General features: G+C 61.0%; 14 protein-coding genes. 3 read left to right on the top strand and 11 right to left on the bottom strand.

The window, feature by feature from the left end; translation table 11 throughout:
* Positions 1 to 125: 125 nt before the first annotated feature.
* The gene (locus tag JO015_07900; protein MBV9999023.1) at positions 126 to 893 is read right to left on the bottom strand and encodes a glucose 1-dehydrogenase; all 768 of its coding nucleotides are present in this window, start codon (positions 891 to 893) and stop codon (positions 126 to 128) included.
* Positions 894 to 1,193: 300 nt separating this feature from the next.
* Positions 1,194 to 1,979 (bottom strand): sulfite exporter TauE/SafE family protein, encoded by a 786-nt coding sequence (locus JO015_07895; GenBank protein ID MBV9999022.1) that lies wholly within the window; start codon positions 1,977 to 1,979, stop codon positions 1,194 to 1,196.
* Positions 1,980 to 2,525: 546 nt separating this feature from the next.
* Between JO015_07895 and JO015_07890 the strand changes: the two genes are divergently transcribed.
* Positions 2,526 to 3,818 (top strand): MFS transporter, encoded by a 1,293-nt coding sequence (locus JO015_07890; GenBank protein ID MBV9999021.1) that lies wholly within the window; start codon positions 2,526 to 2,528, stop codon positions 3,816 to 3,818.
* Between the two features lie 134 nt (positions 3,819 to 3,952).
* Here the strand turns inward: JO015_07890 and JO015_07885 are convergent, their stop codons facing one another.
* On the bottom strand, positions 3,953 to 4,741 hold the full coding sequence (locus JO015_07885) for an ABC transporter substrate-binding protein (GenBank protein MBV9999020.1): 789 nt from the start codon (positions 4,739 to 4,741) through the stop codon (positions 3,953 to 3,955).
* A 211-nt stretch (positions 4,742 to 4,952) separates the two neighbouring features.
* Here JO015_07885 and JO015_07880 point away from each other — a divergent pair, with 211 nt between their 5' ends.
* Complete coding sequence (locus JO015_07880; protein ID MBV9999019.1) at positions 4,953 to 6,065, top strand: alpha/beta fold hydrolase; 1,113 nt, start codon at positions 4,953 to 4,955, stop codon at positions 6,063 to 6,065.
* Between the two features lie 260 nt (positions 6,066 to 6,325).
* Here the strand turns inward: JO015_07880 and JO015_07875 are convergent, their stop codons facing one another.
* The gene (locus JO015_07875) at positions 6,326 to 6,979 is read right to left on the bottom strand and encodes a nucleoside 2-deoxyribosyltransferase (protein ID MBV9999018.1); all 654 of its coding nucleotides are present in this window, start codon (positions 6,977 to 6,979) and stop codon (positions 6,326 to 6,328) included.
* A 529-nt stretch (positions 6,980 to 7,508) separates the two neighbouring features.
* On the opposite strand from JO015_07875, the gene JO015_07870 reads away from it, so the two are divergent.
* On the top strand, positions 7,509 to 8,009 hold the full coding sequence (locus JO015_07870) for a ferritin-like domain-containing protein (protein MBV9999017.1): 501 nt from the start codon (positions 7,509 to 7,511) through the stop codon (positions 8,007 to 8,009).
* A gap of 117 nt (positions 8,010 to 8,126) precedes the next feature.
* On the opposite strand, the gene JO015_07865 is transcribed toward JO015_07870, so the two are convergent.
* The 7 genes from JO015_07865 to JO015_07835 form a co-directional block, all read right to left on the bottom strand.
* A complete protein-coding gene (locus JO015_07865; protein MBV9999016.1) occupies positions 8,127 to 8,858 on the bottom strand; it encodes a sel1 repeat family protein in 732 nt (243 codons plus the stop codon).
* A gap of 91 nt (positions 8,859 to 8,949) precedes the next feature.
* Positions 8,950 to 9,597: a cysteine hydrolase gene (locus tag JO015_07860; protein ID MBV9999015.1), complete on the bottom strand. Its 648-nt coding sequence runs from the start codon at positions 9,595 to 9,597 to the stop codon at positions 8,950 to 8,952.
* A 624-nt stretch (positions 9,598 to 10,221) separates the two neighbouring features.
* Positions 10,222 to 10,704, bottom strand: coding sequence for an IS110 family transposase (locus JO015_07855; GenBank protein ID MBV9999014.1), 483 nt, complete (start codon positions 10,702 to 10,704; stop codon positions 10,222 to 10,224).
* The gene (locus JO015_07850) at positions 10,649 to 11,254 is read right to left on the bottom strand and encodes a transposase (protein MBV9999013.1); all 606 of its coding nucleotides are present in this window, start codon (positions 11,252 to 11,254) and stop codon (positions 10,649 to 10,651) included. Before JO015_07850 ends, JO015_07855 begins: the two co-directional genes overlap by 56 nt.
* Positions 11,160 to 11,474: a transposase gene (locus tag JO015_07845; protein MBV9999012.1), complete on the bottom strand. Its 315-nt coding sequence runs from the start codon at positions 11,472 to 11,474 to the stop codon at positions 11,160 to 11,162. Before JO015_07845 ends, JO015_07850 begins: the two co-directional genes overlap by 95 nt.
* Before the next feature lie 728 nt (positions 11,475 to 12,202).
* Positions 12,203 to 13,591, bottom strand: a complete 1,389-nt coding sequence (locus JO015_07840) for an MFS transporter (GenBank protein MBV9999011.1) — start codon at positions 13,589 to 13,591, stop codon at positions 12,203 to 12,205.
* A 485-nt stretch (positions 13,592 to 14,076) separates the two neighbouring features.
* Positions 14,077 to 14,622, bottom strand: coding sequence for a GtrA family protein (locus JO015_07835; GenBank protein MBV9999010.1), 546 nt, complete (start codon positions 14,620 to 14,622; stop codon positions 14,077 to 14,079).
* Between the last annotated feature and the right edge of the window lie 57 nt (positions 14,623 to 14,679).

The following is a 14,679-nucleotide window of genomic DNA, read 5'->3' as shown; positions in this document are numbered from 1 at the left end:
CTGAAGGGGCGGCAGAAAATGAGTCAGCGCCGCCCTTGCCGCCGAGGCCGCAATTCCGGACCTGGCCGTAGCCGCGGACGGCAATACGACAAATCAGATAGAATGCCGGATGAGGGAGGGCAAGCCTACAGCCCCGGGCTGCTTTGCATGATGCCGCCGTCGGCAAAAATGGTCGTGGCCGTGATGTAGCGTGCTCCGTCGCCGGCGAGAAAGGCCACGACGCTCCCGATTTCCTCCGGCGTCGCCATGCGCCCCAGTGGGATGGCCGCATTGAGCTTCTTCATGAGCTCGGGATCTTTCATGGTTGAGAGATTAATAGGAGTTGCTACTGCACCGGGTCCCACGCCGGTGACCAGGATGTTATGCGGCGCGAGTTCAACCCCGGCCGTGCGCGTGAGCATGCGGACGCCGCCCTTGGATAAACAATACGGGGTGTTCCCCGGCATGGGCCAATCCTCATGCACCGAGCTGATGTTGATGATGCGGCCGCCGCCCCCTTGCTTGATCATTTGTCTCGCGGCGATTTGAGTGCCGAAGAATGCGCTCTTGAGGTTAACCGCGAGCACCTTATCGTATTGCTCTTCGGTCGTGTCGACGATGGATGTGCGCGTCTCGATGCCGGCATTGTTGACCATGATGTCAAGACGGCCGAAACGCTGGACGGCGGTGTCGATCAGATTTTGCAACTCATCGACCTTGCTCACGTCGGCTTTGACGCCGATGGCCTGATCCCCGAGGGCGGCAACTTGCTTTTCCAGATCTTCAGTAGCCTCGGGATGAGAGACGTAGTCGATGACGATGTTTGCGTCCTGTTTGGCCAGTTCCAGCACGATAGCCAAACCGATCCCACTGTTCCCCCCGGTGACGATGGCGACTTTACCTTTTAAGTTCATGATGTTCTCTTCTGATCGTTCATCAGTGAGGGGCGGTTTGGGCAATGGCGTGACTGATCGCCCGATGCGCCGGGAGCCTGATGCGCGCTGGTAAAGCCGGCACCTGCAACCGGGGACGAAGGGAGCCCCCCGTGGCCCGCCGCTTCGCCGGTCGAGGATTCGCGTAACGCGCAAGCATCACCCACCCCCCTGTGGTTTGCAGTCGACCGCCGGAGCAGCGCGATGCGGCGAATTCTCGGGGTGCACGTTTACACCGGCTCGCAAGGAGCGCGGGCCGGTGTTAAAATTCATTGCCTTCGTTCAATACAGCCGGGCGAAAAAATACACCGTCATCAAAGCCCCAACGACCGTCACGAAACGGCGCACCCAGGTCTGAGGGAGTTTCTGCGCAACCCAGGCGCCGCCGTAGCCGCCCCCGATTGTTGCCAAGCCCATCAACAAGCCTTGAGGCCAGAAAATTTTACCCACCGTGATAAAAATTACCAATGCCAGCACGTTAAACGCAGTGGTCAGGATCACCTTGAGCGCGTTCGCCAGGTGAATGTTGTCCAAGCCAAGCAGGTCGAGGATCGCCAGCTCCAGAATGCCCGCCCCTGCGCCGTAAAAACCCCCGTACACGCTGATCACGAACTGAAGGGCGGCCGCTTTGAGCAAGGGGGTCCAGCCGATCTCACCGCCGGAGATCTCCACCAGCCGCCACCCCAGATGTTCGCGGAGGTTTCTGCCGTACGCGAACAACAGGGTCGCAAGAAGCAGCAGCCAGGGCACCAGCCGGTCAAACGCCGTGCTGGAAATGCGCAGTAAAAGGATCGCGCCCAGGCCGCCGCCAAAAAGGCTCGTCAGGCCCAGCACCAGAACGGTTCGCTTTTCGGCCGCCATGATCTTCCGGTAAGCCCAGACGCTGGCCAGCTGGCCGGGAAATACGGCAACGGTGCTGGTCTGATTGGCCGCCACCGACGGAAGCCCGGTGAACACCAGGGCCGGAAACGTCAGAAAGGTGCCGCCGCCCGCCACTGCATTCATAATGCCCGCCAGAAAGCCTGCGGTGAGCAAAATCGGAGCATCGACGAGAGAGATCGGTTGCATACGGGCGCAAGCGGCTGAGTCGCGCACACTTAAGCTCGCCCGTGCTTTTTGAGCAAGGAGGTTTCGCCGTTGCCGGGATTAATGCGGTCTCGGGAATAAAAAGAGTCCCTGACCCGTACGGAACGGCAGAAGCATCACCGGAACTCGTATGAAGATAAACTCCTATATGAAAAGCGAGCAGGGCATCCCGCACGCCAGATGGCCCGAACGATCCTCAAAATGTAGCGGCCGGCCGGCGCTGATTTTGACCATCGTCACCTTAACGGTCGCGTTTGTCACCGGGTGTTCTTCAACCGGAGGTGCCAACGTGCATTTTTCGGCTCCTGCCGCTTCCAGCCGCCAGAGCCCCGATCCAGCCGATGATGGCTGGTATCACCCACCGGAAAGTCCCGCCGTGGCCCCGTTTGCCTGATGACAAAAGAACTAACTCACTGACTAATTCACTAACTGATCCGCCGGTAACGATTATGCTTTCACATCAGCTGGATACGCCCCATCTACCTGGAAACGCGGAGTAGAATCCCACGCTGCCCTTTTGTGTCGCCTATGCAAAAACTACGAAATCCATCCAGCTTTTCAGCCTTGGCCAATGGTTCCTTTTTCCGCCTGTGGACGGCCGCCCTGGCCAGCGGCACGGCCGTCGCGGCCGACCAGACGGCGTCGCGCTGGGCGCTTAACCACCTCTCAGCGTCGGCCTTTGCCCTTTCGCTGTTATCCAGTACCGCGTCACTGCCTTTCCTGCTTTTTACCTTACCGGCCGGATGCTTGGCCGATGCAGTTGACCGCCGCCTCTTGCTGCGGGCGATCAGCATTTGGCAGGCGGTTGTTGCCGGTGCGCTCGCTTTTCTGGGCTTCCGTGGTGCGCTCTCCCCGGCGGTGCTCCTGGTAGGTTCCCTCGCCTCAGGCGTCGGCTTTGCCTTCAGCGCACCGGTCTGGACCGCACTGATCCCGGATGTGGTTCCTGCGGAGGAATTGCCGTCCACGGTCACTCTCGGCTCGCTACAGATGAGCCTTTCCGGCATCGCCGGCCCGGCTGTGGGCGGCTTATTGCTGGCGACGAGTGGTCCCCCGATTGTCTTCGGCCTGAACGCGTTCGGCTTCCTGGGGGTAGTGGCCGCCCTGAGCCATGGCCGTCACCGCCAAGAGCCGGCCATGCCCCCCTCCGGCGCAGGCGACCTGCGGCGTTCCCTGGGCGAAGCGTTCCGTTATGCTTGGGACTCAGCAGAAGTGCGTGCTGTGCTGGCTCGCAACTTTCTCTTTGCGCTGTTTGTGTCCGCCATCCCGGCCTTAATGCCCGTTATCGCTCTTAAGGAGCTTCGGCTTCAGCCGGCAATGCTGGGGCTGCTGTTCACCTGCATGGGTGCCGGCTCGGTCCTGGGCGGTCTCGTGCTGCACACCTGGGCGCGGCGCCACTTCTCGACTAACCGCCTGACGTCCGCAGGCAGCGCGTTCCTGGCGGCCGTCTACATTTGGCTGGCGCTTATCCAGCATAACCCGTCTTGTTTGCTGGTAGCGGCGATGGCCGGCGCCGCCTGGACCCTTGCGGCTTCCGAGTTGTGGCTGGCGGCCCAACGGGCGATTGCCCCGTGGGCTCGGGGACGCCTGAATGCTGCGGTGCTCATGTTATCCCAGGGGGCCATGGCGACCGGAGGCATCGTCTGGGGAGCGGTGGCCCAAGGGTTCGGTACGCGGCTGACCCTGCTGATCATCGGGGGATTGTTCGTCGCCTCGTTGGCGCTCGCCCGCCGCTGGTCCTTGGACCCGTCGAACCTTTCCTTGTCTCCCATCCCGCCCCAAACCCATTCTGCGCCGGATGCGTACGGGGCAACTGTCCGGTAATCTTGTCTGCCTCGCATGAGGTGAGCCGCGTCCCGGCCCCGGAACACAGGCCTTTTCAGCATGGTTGAGCTGGTCTTTGCCCCCGAGGGGGCATCGAGAATAGCCAAACCTTGAACGCTCGATGTGCATTTGAATTAACGCCGGAACGAAGACGAGTCAGCCGCCCGTCGCCACCGTTCGATGATCGTGGACATTTGTTTGATGCCCTCAAGCACACCCGGGCCCGGTTGAAGGATGTCCGCTGAGGCAATCTCATGAATTTCGCCGTGCTTGACCGCCGAGATGGCGTCCCAGCCGGCCCGTCTCGCGATCTGTTGCCCATCCACGGGCTTCCCGCACCAACTGGCGAAGATGATCTGAGGGTCAGCGTGGCAAACGGCACTCGCTTCGACTTGCCGGTCTCGAGCCGCTTTTGCATCAGGCCGGTAAAACACGTCCTCGCCGCCCGCCAGCTTGATTGCCTCGCTTACCCACCCGATACCCGTGATGAGCGGTTCGTCCCATTCTTCAAAGTAGATCCGCGGGCGCGGCCCCTCCGCCTGCCGCAAGGTCTCAAGCCGGCGCTCAAACACAGCGGCCAGGTTTTCGGCTTCCGAAGCGCAGCCGATGCTGCGCCCGATCAACAGGATCGCTTGGGTGATTCCCCGTAACGAGCGCTGATTAGTCGCCAGAACCGTGCAATGGTTACGAATGAGATCGGCCGCAAGCTGGGCTTGCACGTCAGAAAACGTGATCACCAGGTCGGGCTTGATTGACAGCAGGTCTGCCATTCGGAGCGTTGAAAACCCGCCGACCACCGGACGGCCCACGCGGACTGCGCCCGGCGCGAACGCGCTCACGGCTGCGACGCGATCCGCAGCACCAAGCCGGTGACAAATGTCGGCGGCTTCTCCGCTCAGGCGGACGATGCGCTCAGGAAACATTCCTCCAGCGTACAACCCTGCTCCGGAGATGGCCGAGGATATTCTACGGGCAAGCCAAGGTGAGCTTTATAAAAAACCGGCCGGGAAAACCTGCGGCCGTTAGCCGTCGGAGTCCGTCAACCATTTACATCAAAGACAAAACAGCCATCGTAAAGAAACGAAACGCAGCCCCTTCTTCCCGTTTCGGTCGTAACCTCCCACGGTAACATCCATGCGCCCGATTGTATCCTTGCTCACCGCCGGGTTCCTTCAGATTCCCCTCGCTTTCGCCCGGGAAGACTCGGCCCGCCAGCCTGGCGATGAGGATCCGTTGATTACGGCTGAAAGCGATTATGTCCTTAAAGACTTTCGTTTTTGCAATGGCGAGTCGTTGCCTGAATTGAGGCTCCATTATCGGACGATCGGCCAGCCCGCGCGCGATCCCGTTACCGGAGAGGTCCGGAACGCGGTTCTCCTGATTCACGGCACGACCAACACAGGAACGATGTTTCTGGCTGACAGCTTTAAGGGGGTGATGTTCCAGCCCGGTCAGCCGCTTGACTCAACGAAGTACTACCTCATCCTGCCCGACGCCATCGGACTTGGCGGCTCGAGTAAGCCCAGTGATGGGCTGCACGATCGATTCCCGCATTATGGCTACAAGGATATGATCGCCGCTGAGCAACGGCTCGTCACCGAGGGGCTCGGCATCAAACATCTGCGGCTGGTGTTCGGCACCAGCATGGGCGGGATGCACGCCTGGCTTTGGGGCGAACAATACCCGACGCTAATGGATGCCATCATCCCGGTGGGTTGCCAGCCGGAAAAAATTGCAGGCCGCAACCTGCTTTGGCGGCGCATGATTACCACGGCGATTCGATCCGACCCTGCATGGAACGGCGGCGACTATCATCAACCGCCTCCCTCACTGGCGCGGGTCTACCCGCTGTTTCGACTGATGACCAGTAACGCGATCCAGCTCCAGAAAGAGTTGGCGAGCGTTGAACAGGTACAGGCCTTGCTCCAAAGCATCGCCGACTTTTGTCAGAGCGGCCAGATCGATGCCAACGACCTGGTGCACCGCTTGGAAGCAAGCGCCGATTATGACGCCATGCCGGATCTGGAAACGATTCAGGCGGCGGTGCTCGCCATTAACTTTGCTGACGACGAACTGAACCCGCCAGAACTCGGCAGCTTTGATCGGGCCAAGCAAAAGGTCCGCAAGGGGCAATTCGTCCTGATTCCCGCCAGCCAGGAGACCGGCGGCCATACGACCCTTCTCCATGCATCCGTCTACGCACCTTTTGTCGCCGATTTTCTCGCCAGACTTCCGGCCGACCTTTGAGCTGAGATGCCGGCCGCCAGTTCCCGGACGCTACCCTGCTCGGCGCCGTTGCCGTTAACCCCAGGGCAGGCCCGGCGCGGCACACCTGTAATACCATTCAGATAATTACCTTATCTCGGTAGAATGCCGGCTCAGGGGGTGAATCCACGCCGAGCAGCCGTGCCGATAATAACCCGAGCATCGCGTTGATGGGCGATATGGGCGTAGTAGATCACAGAGCCCACGGACTGCGCTGACGCTCCACGCTGTCCGGCTTTCGATCACAGCAGTTGGCGCATAACCTTTCCTCTCAGGATATCGCTGAATCGAGCATCGACTTCAGCAGCCGCGCTTCCGAACCCGGGTGCGATGGATAACCAGTGGTAAGCCGCCTCGCGCAGGCCCCGCGGGAGCACGGCGGGTTGTCTGATGACGCGATCGAAAGCCTCGATAACCTGGCGAGCCACCTCCCGGATCGTAGGCTCGGCCGGCCGGTCTCCCTGCTTGTGCCGCGTCGCGTGATAAAGTTCCATACCGTGAAGTATGACCTTGATCGTTCTTGGCCAATCGCTCACCATCAAATTCCAAGGATCATGGTGACTGTCCCCGCCCCGCCGGAAATCGGTACGAAGCAGTACGGCGGGAATATCAGCGAGCTTGGCGAACACAAACTCCACGACGGTTCCTGAATCAAGTTCCGGACCGTCAAAATGGAAGAGTGCGACGTCCGCGCTGACCAATGCCAGGAGGTCGGCATCCCGAATGGCGCTCGCGCAACGCTGGTTGATTTCAAGGTCTTGCGGCAATATCGCCGTGTATCGGCCGCCGGATTCGTCCGAGATCGCATGGGCGAGCTCGAGGTTCCCCGTGAGGTGCTTAAGGCTGAATAGTTCCCCGGAGTGGAAATACCGGTGACGGATCGAATTGTCTCCCACCAAATATCTCTAATCGCTTTCGGAACCGCCGCAAGGATCGAGGTTCCGCCGGGAAAATGGCAGCTCACGATCGCTGGTGAAAGACGATGAAACCACGAGGGGCTGCAGCGCCATTCCTGTCCGCGAGGCACTGGAGGTGCTGGTCTGTAAAACGCGCGGCGGAGCGGATATACTCCAGGCCATCGACAAAAAGGGGCCGCCCCGTGCCGCTCGCCCGTTGAAGGCAGTGATCAGTTGCCCCTCGTCACGCGCTCGCCATCATGGCCCAAGCACCGCGTCAAGAATCCTCGGTACGGGGATCTAACCGCCTTGACGTCGGCCGCGATGGCCTCGAGGATCTTTGCTTATCGGTACTGGCCCGGGCGCTACGAAGGGGGCGGTGAAGGAGAATCGTGTTTTGGTCCATCACCGCTCATTTGAAAACCCACCGGTGGTAGGAAGCAGAAGTTTCCGCCGGCCGGCCAGCCGTGACCCCTCTTGCGCCAAGCTCGAGCCAATACCGACCTCGACCGCCAAACGACTTCCGAAAATGAAGCTTCAAACCCTCAAAGACCTTTACGTTCGCGAACTCAAAGGCCTTTACAGTGCCGAGACGCAGATTGCCGAGGCGCTGCCCAAGATGATTCAAGCCACGAGTAACGCCCAACTCGTCCTCGCCTTCCGAGAGCACCTTGAACAAACCATGCGGCAGGCTGCCCGTTTGGAAGAGATCCTGGACCGCCACGACGAGTCGACTCGCGGCCCCAGGCACCGGGGTATGGAGGGCGTGCTGGCCGAAGCTGCTGAGCTGTTCAACAGGGACGCCGAAGAAGGCGTGCGCGATGCGGGCCTGCTCGCCGCCGCACAGCGCGTCGAGCACTATGAAATGGCGGGCTATGGCTGCGCCCGCACGTACGCGGAGCTGTTGGGCGACACGGAGGGTGCCCGGCTCCTTCAGACGACGCTCGACGAAGAAACCGAGACCGACCGGAAACTGACTCAGCTCGCGATTTCAGTGATCAACCCGGTTGCTGCCGACGCCGCCGAGTAAGCTGGGATTTTGTACTGCCCCCGCGACGCGGTGCCCCGGCCCCGGGGAATGAGGAGCGATTGCGTTTGAACGGGCTTCGACTTTGGAGGAACGCGAAGGGCGGGACTGTTCCCCCACCTACTTTGAGTGCATCCGCGAGAGCGCCTGGCCGGCCTCCGCGTTGCCGGTCGCCGCGGCATTTTGATACCACCTGCGAGCCCGGGTAACGTCCCGGCCGCCACCCCAGCCGTGCTCATAGAGCCAGCCCAAGGTGTACATGGCCTCTGAGCTGCCACCCTCAGCCGCCTTTTGATACCATTGACGCGCCCGGACCGAGTCCTGGGTGACGCCCCAGCCATACAGGTAGAGCTGGCCCATGTGGTTCATCGCAGATACGTTGCCGGCCTCGGCAGCTTTTAGGAACCGCTCGCGGGCTTGGGCGTTATCTCGGTAGAGGGCCGGGCCGTACAGGTACAACTCGCCCAGGTGGTCCATTGCGTCCGTGTCGCCGGCGTCAGCGACCTTTTTCAATAGTTGCTCTGCCTTGACGTAATCGTTTGCCTCAAGGTAACGCTTCGCTTCGGTGCGCCAGGGCTTCGCCTCGCCAGGGCGGTGCGTTGCGGAAGGGCGAGAATTTGAAAGGCCAAAGCCGAGCAAGAGGAGACCGAGACTGTTTCCAAGCAGCAGCAGAAGCATCGGCCGGCGCACGGGCTGTAAACAATCCCCGGCCCCGGTTTCGCGGCCCTCGGGCTCAAGCCGCGCTTGCGCTTCACGTACGCATCGTTCGGCTTGCCGCCGCGGTCTCCTCCAGAGGTTGTCGATAAAGGCACGCCCTGCGCTTGGTCGTACGTCAACAATGCGCCGTTTCACGGCCAAGCTACAGCATACTCCAGGCGCAAATCCGAGGAAAAATGCGGGTCGTCGACGCTCGCCCCCGCCACCAACCAAACAGCCACGAGTCTCACCCCGGTTCGGCCGAGGGCTGCAGGGAAGAAATCGAATCGATGAGTTCAGCGGTAGTCGACATAGCACTGGCGTAGTTCGGGAGATTGATGTCGAGAGCGGCGTGCATCGCTTCATCCGAGTAATCCGCGGTCGCGTCTCTCACCATCGTGACCTCGTAACCAAGCTCAGCGGCAAAACGAACGGTCGCTTCGACGCAGGTATGCGCGATGAGCCCGCTGACGATGAGTTGATGGATGCCGTGCTGTTTGAGCTGTAAATCCAAATCGGTGTTGGCAAAGCCACTGGAACACCAATGCTCCGTGGCGACAATGTCGCCTGCCCTGGGTTCAAACCCGGGACGGATCTCGCCGCCCCACGTGCCGAATTCGAAGCTCTTTCGCATCCACGCCGCCTTCTGAATGGGCGCGATGTACTTCCAAGTCTCGTAGTCGCCCGGACGGTACCGATGATGCAGGGCATAGCAAACGCGAAGCCTTGCCGCCCGCGCCGCATTGATGATTTGCAATATGTTGGGAACGCAATGGTTCGCTTCGGCAACGCCCTTGATGCGGTCCCATATCTTGCCACCCTGCGAAATGAAGTCGTTATAGGGATCGATCACGACAAGGGCCGTGATCACCTTGTCGTAGGTCAGTTTCGCCATATTCTCTAACTATCGTATACACCCATTCTCACGACGTTTGAGCTGGTCCTTGCTCCGGCGGGGCGGCCGGAAAATCGACCACCTGGCCTTCAACGCTGAGGCCAATCAACCGCCCGCGCCGGGGGATCGCCCCGCGAGCGTCTTTTGGCCCTGAACGGGCGACAGGACCCGGGAGCGACGCCTTCTGCCGCCCCTTCAGCAAATCCAACCCGGCGGGGCGGGCGTTTGTCAGGATGGGCGTACGGACATGACGCCTTAGGAGGGCTGATCACAATTTGACGGTCTCCCAGGGTAAACCCTGGGCTATGTTCCTTCGGCCCTTCAGGCCATCAAACGCCTCTTCGGGGCTAAAACCTTGGTCGGGTCGCCCTGGGCCGTTTCCGGGCGGTGTCGCGGGTCGGAATCGGCTGATTCGCACCGAACGTTAAGGCCCCTGGCTAAACTCCGCCACGCCCCTGCAGGGCAGGGACGGCTTTCCTTTGCGTTGCCTTCAAAAAACTGGGGTAAAGCTTGTACTATTTAGACGGTTATCTCGGTAACATTTCGACCGGATTTCAGCCCCGAAGATGTTCTCTGGGTTGCAAGTGGATTTTTACGCGAAGTTATTGACATGGGAGCAGCCGGTTAAGCGGTTTGCAGTTTGAGCACCCAGGAGCCGTGGCGGAGTTGGTTTTTCTGATGCAACTCCGCATCGTAGCAGGTGCGCGTTTGCCACATCTTCCAGAGGATTTTAAGCCAGCGCTGGCCCAGGCAACGTAAGGCGCAGGCGTGGGTTTTGCCCCGTTTGCGCAGGGTCTGGTAATAGGTCTGGGCCCAGGGGCAGCTATGCCGGCTACAGTCAGCCCACAGGTACACGGTGGCCCGCAGGACCTTGTCGCAGGGCCCGCGCAGCCGCACCTTATGGACCGGGCCGCTTTGGTAGCGGACCGGAGCGGTGCCGGCGTAACATTGCAGCGCCTGGGCCGACGCAAACTGCTGACGATTATCCCCCAATTCGGCTAACAGCCGCGGCGCCAGTTTGGGGCCGGCCCCCGGCAGCGAGCCAAACAGCTCATGATCGGGGTGTTGGGCAAAGAGCTTCTCGATTTGCTCCCGGTAGTCGTCCAACTGCGCCTGCAGCACCCGTAGCTGGCGGGCGCGCGTCAGGGCCAGGCGGCTCTTGGCTAAGGTGAGGGCCTCCGAGGCCGGAAAGGCCAGCGCCTGGGCGAAGAGCGCCAGGCGCTTCTGGTAGGTTGCGGGCCGGGCCAGCTTGTGGGTGTGCAGGAATTTCTCGAGAGCGGCGTTTGCCGCCACGGGCCAGGGCCTGCGGGGTGGGGAACGCTTCGAGAAACGCCCAAGCCGACGGCAGCGTCCAGTCCTCAAAGGCCGCCAGGGCCGTGGGGTAGTACTCATGCAGCGCGGCGATAAGTTGGTTGACTAAGGCGGTGCGCTCTTCGATCAAGGCCACCTCGTCGCGGCACAGTAGCCGTAAGTGGTCCAAGAGGGGGTCCTGGCGGCACAGCGGCCGCCAATGGGCCCAATCCAGGCGCGCCGCGTCGGCAAAGCTCCAGCCATCCAGGTGATCACTTTTGGTGCCGCTGGGGGCTTTGCGCTCGCGGTAACGTTGGGCGGCTTTGGGGTTGAGCGGGAAGATGGTGCACTCGGGGGTGCGGAGCAACTGGTCGATGACGGTGCCTTGGCTGGTCAGAGATCGCCACGGCTAAAGGCGCAAAGCGCGCGGCTTGCTCGCGCCACTCCTGCCAACCGGTGGCGGAGTGCGCGAAGTCGAACTCCGCGACGGTGTGGCCGGCGGGGTTGAGGATGAGGGCATGATGCTTGTGCTTGGCCCAGTCGATGCTCGCGAAGTGAGCGAAGGGGGCTTGGGGGGTAGTAGCCATAGGGACTTTCGGGTGGGGGGGTTGGGAGCGGGGAGCCGCAGCCTCAGCCTGCGCTTCAGTCCGGAGTCGACCTGATACAGGATCCTCATGGGATGTAGTTCTCTCAGACGTTGGGACCGAAGCCTGCGGGCCGGCCGGTGATCTTCGGGAAGCTCTCGGGGAGCGGGGGCGGGAAGACCGTGCCGGCCCGGAGGCAAAGCTGCCACTCACTTTCTGACACGGCCCGGGGTTATTCACAAGCTCGGGTTGGGTCGCGGCCAAGTTATGCACCGGCGCCGCGGTGGAGAACGGCTGGGGGGCGGCCTTTTGGCGGCGCCGGTGCATAACTGTGGAAACGGTATCAGGGCCAGGAGAACCTAGCCCAGGGCTTTACCCCCTGGGTAACCGTACAATCACGATCGAGCCCTGAAAGGGCGGCAGAAGGCGCCGCTCGCGGGTTCTGCCGCCCGTACAGGGTTTGACCGGTGGGAGGGTCCCATTCCCATTGTGGAACCCCTCTGCCATTTAGTTAAGGATACATGGCCGGGTATTGCTGCTTTCGTCCCGCAGGGACGGCTGAGGTTAGGCAGGTACATTAGTGCCTGTGCTGTGCGGGCGTTCCCCAGGGGTTGCGTCCCTCGGGACGCCTGAAGGCGTGCGCCGGTCCAGGCAGGCGTCAAAGGTGGGGAGACCTTCGGGTTTTTGTCGCCGAGGGTCGCGCCGTGTTTGGCTGGCCTTTTGGGAGTCGGCTATCGGGCGATCTCTTCCAAACGCCGGTTGTTCGTCAGCGGTCCGAACCCGCCAATGACGACGGCGACCAGGAACATGCAGAGGGCAATCAAGACAAAGACCCCTGCCGTTCCATACGCCTTCAACATGAAAGCGATGATAACACTGCCGATCATGCCTCCGAGCCGGCTCCATGAATATACAAAGCCGACTGCCTGAGCGCGAATGCGGGTGGGATAAAGCTCCGCCTGGTAGGCGTGAAAGGTGAACGACATCCAATTGTTGCTCAGGGTAACCAAAATTCCGGTGACGATCACTCCGAGCGGAACTCGTTGCTGGGAAAAGCAGAGTCCGAAGACGGCGATCGAGATCGCCGACCAAACGATCTGCCATTTCCGTTGCCATCGTTCGGCGAAGATCCAGCCAAGAAGCGGGCCAACCGGATTGGCCAGCGCGATAAGAAACGTGTACTCCAGGGATTTCGTGACGTTGATGCCTTTGGCCAACAAAAAGGTTGGCGCCCAGTTGGCGAAGCCATAGTAACCGATTGCCTGACACAAGTTAAACACCATCAACATGACCGTTCGCCGGCGGTAAGGCGCTTGCCAGATCTCCTTGAACGCACCGGTCCCGTGGACGACCTCACCCGGGGCACTCTGAGGCTCCGGCAATGGACGCTTGATTTCACGTTCTACCTGATTTTCAATGCGCCGCATTACCTCGTCGGCCTCTTTAAGGCGACCCCGTTGTTCCAGCCACCGGGGTGACTCCGGGACGACGCGCCGGATGAAGAAGATGATCAAGGCTCCCGAAGAACCGATCAGCACAACCCATCGCCATCCATCCAGGTTCCACCAGCGGGTTGTTCCCAAAAGGTAGGAGATGAACGCGACCAGAGGCACGGAGAGGAAGGTGATGAACTGATTGAAGGCGAAAGCCGAACCACGCCTTCCTTTCGGGACGAGTTCGGAAAGGTAGGTGTCGATGGTAACCAACTCCACGCCCACCCCGATTCCAGCCGCGAACCGCCAAAAATCAAGTTGCGCCGCAGTTTGCTGAAACGCCATCACAAAGGTACAAGCGGAGTACCAACCCAGCGCAAAGCTGAAGACCGCCCGCCGGCCGAACCGGTCGGCCAACCGGCCCAAACACAAGGTTCCCACGAGGAGTCCCCCGAAAAAAGCAGCCACGAAACTCGCGATCCCTTCCAGCCCGAAGATCCCCTTAGTGGTGGCGGTGAAGATCCCGCTGCGGTACAAGGCTGGTGCGATGTAGGCCGTTAGAAATATGTCATAAAACTCGACACAACCGCCCAACGAAAGCAGCACCACCATCCAGCCAAGGGAGGAACAGACCGGCAGGCGGTCGATCCGTGAAGCGATGGTCGGCTTGATCGAAGGCGATGCCATGTACCTTCCGTTAGTTTAGATGGCAGTAACCCGGGCGGGACCCGCCGGGGTAACATCCCGGCAGCCGCAGTGGATTACTGGGGGCTGTCCGGGCGTGGATGCCTCCTCGCATCGCTTGAAGGACACGGCCCGGTTCGCCGGCATCCACGATGTTCCCGGATCTGAATTTGCCCACGGTTTGTTCCTCCGCGCGTGACACGGTTACGGGTTTATCCCCTCGGAGGCATCCTGTCAGCCAGATTTCAGTCGCGGGTCGAAACGATAGGCAAGACGGCTTCCGGCTACAAAATGGGCCGGTAAGTTCAGGTAAAAAGTCCGATCCGGCGGACCACCGCCTTGGTTCCGAGGGCCGGATGGACTCACGCTTACAGCGTCCCGGTCGCCCATGACCCCGTCCGTCCCGGGAAACAGGATAAGGTATTCTCCGTACGATCGGCCGCCTCCCTGATCCGCTAAGAGGGCGGGGGATCGGAAACCCGTGGCGCTCAGCCCTTACGGGGTGCGAGGTCACGCGCTCGGTACGCTCCGTTCCCGCGCGAGGTTCTCCCCAGGAGCGCATCACCCCGGGTCCATTGGACGGTCACTGAGGGGTTCAGGCGGATTGGCTCTGGCATCACGTCAGTTGCGGTGCTTGCCGGGGATCGCTTCCGGAACACCAGCCCGTGCAAGATGCAAAACCCCAGCGCGGTGGCGGGCGGCAGCGCAAACAGCTTTGCCACCAGCAGGTTGGTCGTAAGCGTCCCCAGACAGAAGTGAACTGCCGTCAGCGTGAGCAACCAACAACAAACGGCGTTCAGGCCGTACTGCGCCAACTGGCGGCCATAATCGGACCGGCGGCACCGGAAAACCCAAAACTTGTTCAGGACAAAGTGGCAACTAACCCCCGCAAGGTAGCCTGCGCTCACCGCCGCCAGCGGCGGCAAAAAGAACCCAAGCGCCCAAACGATCGAGCAATCCAAGAGGGCGCAGCCGCCCCCTACGATCAAAAATCGGGCAATTTTCAAAGCCTCGCCCTTTATCAACGTCTCCACCCTCACTCCCCATCGGACGGGTCTGACTGCGCTTAAACCCAAAACGGCGAGTTGGTG

Source organism: Verrucomicrobiota bacterium (assembly GCA_019247695.1).
Classification (GTDB): domain Bacteria; phylum Verrucomicrobiota; class Verrucomicrobiia; order Chthoniobacterales; family JAFAMB01; genus JAFBAP01.
Note: the sequence above shows the minus strand (reverse complement) of the source record. Positions and strands in the feature narration are given on the sequence as shown.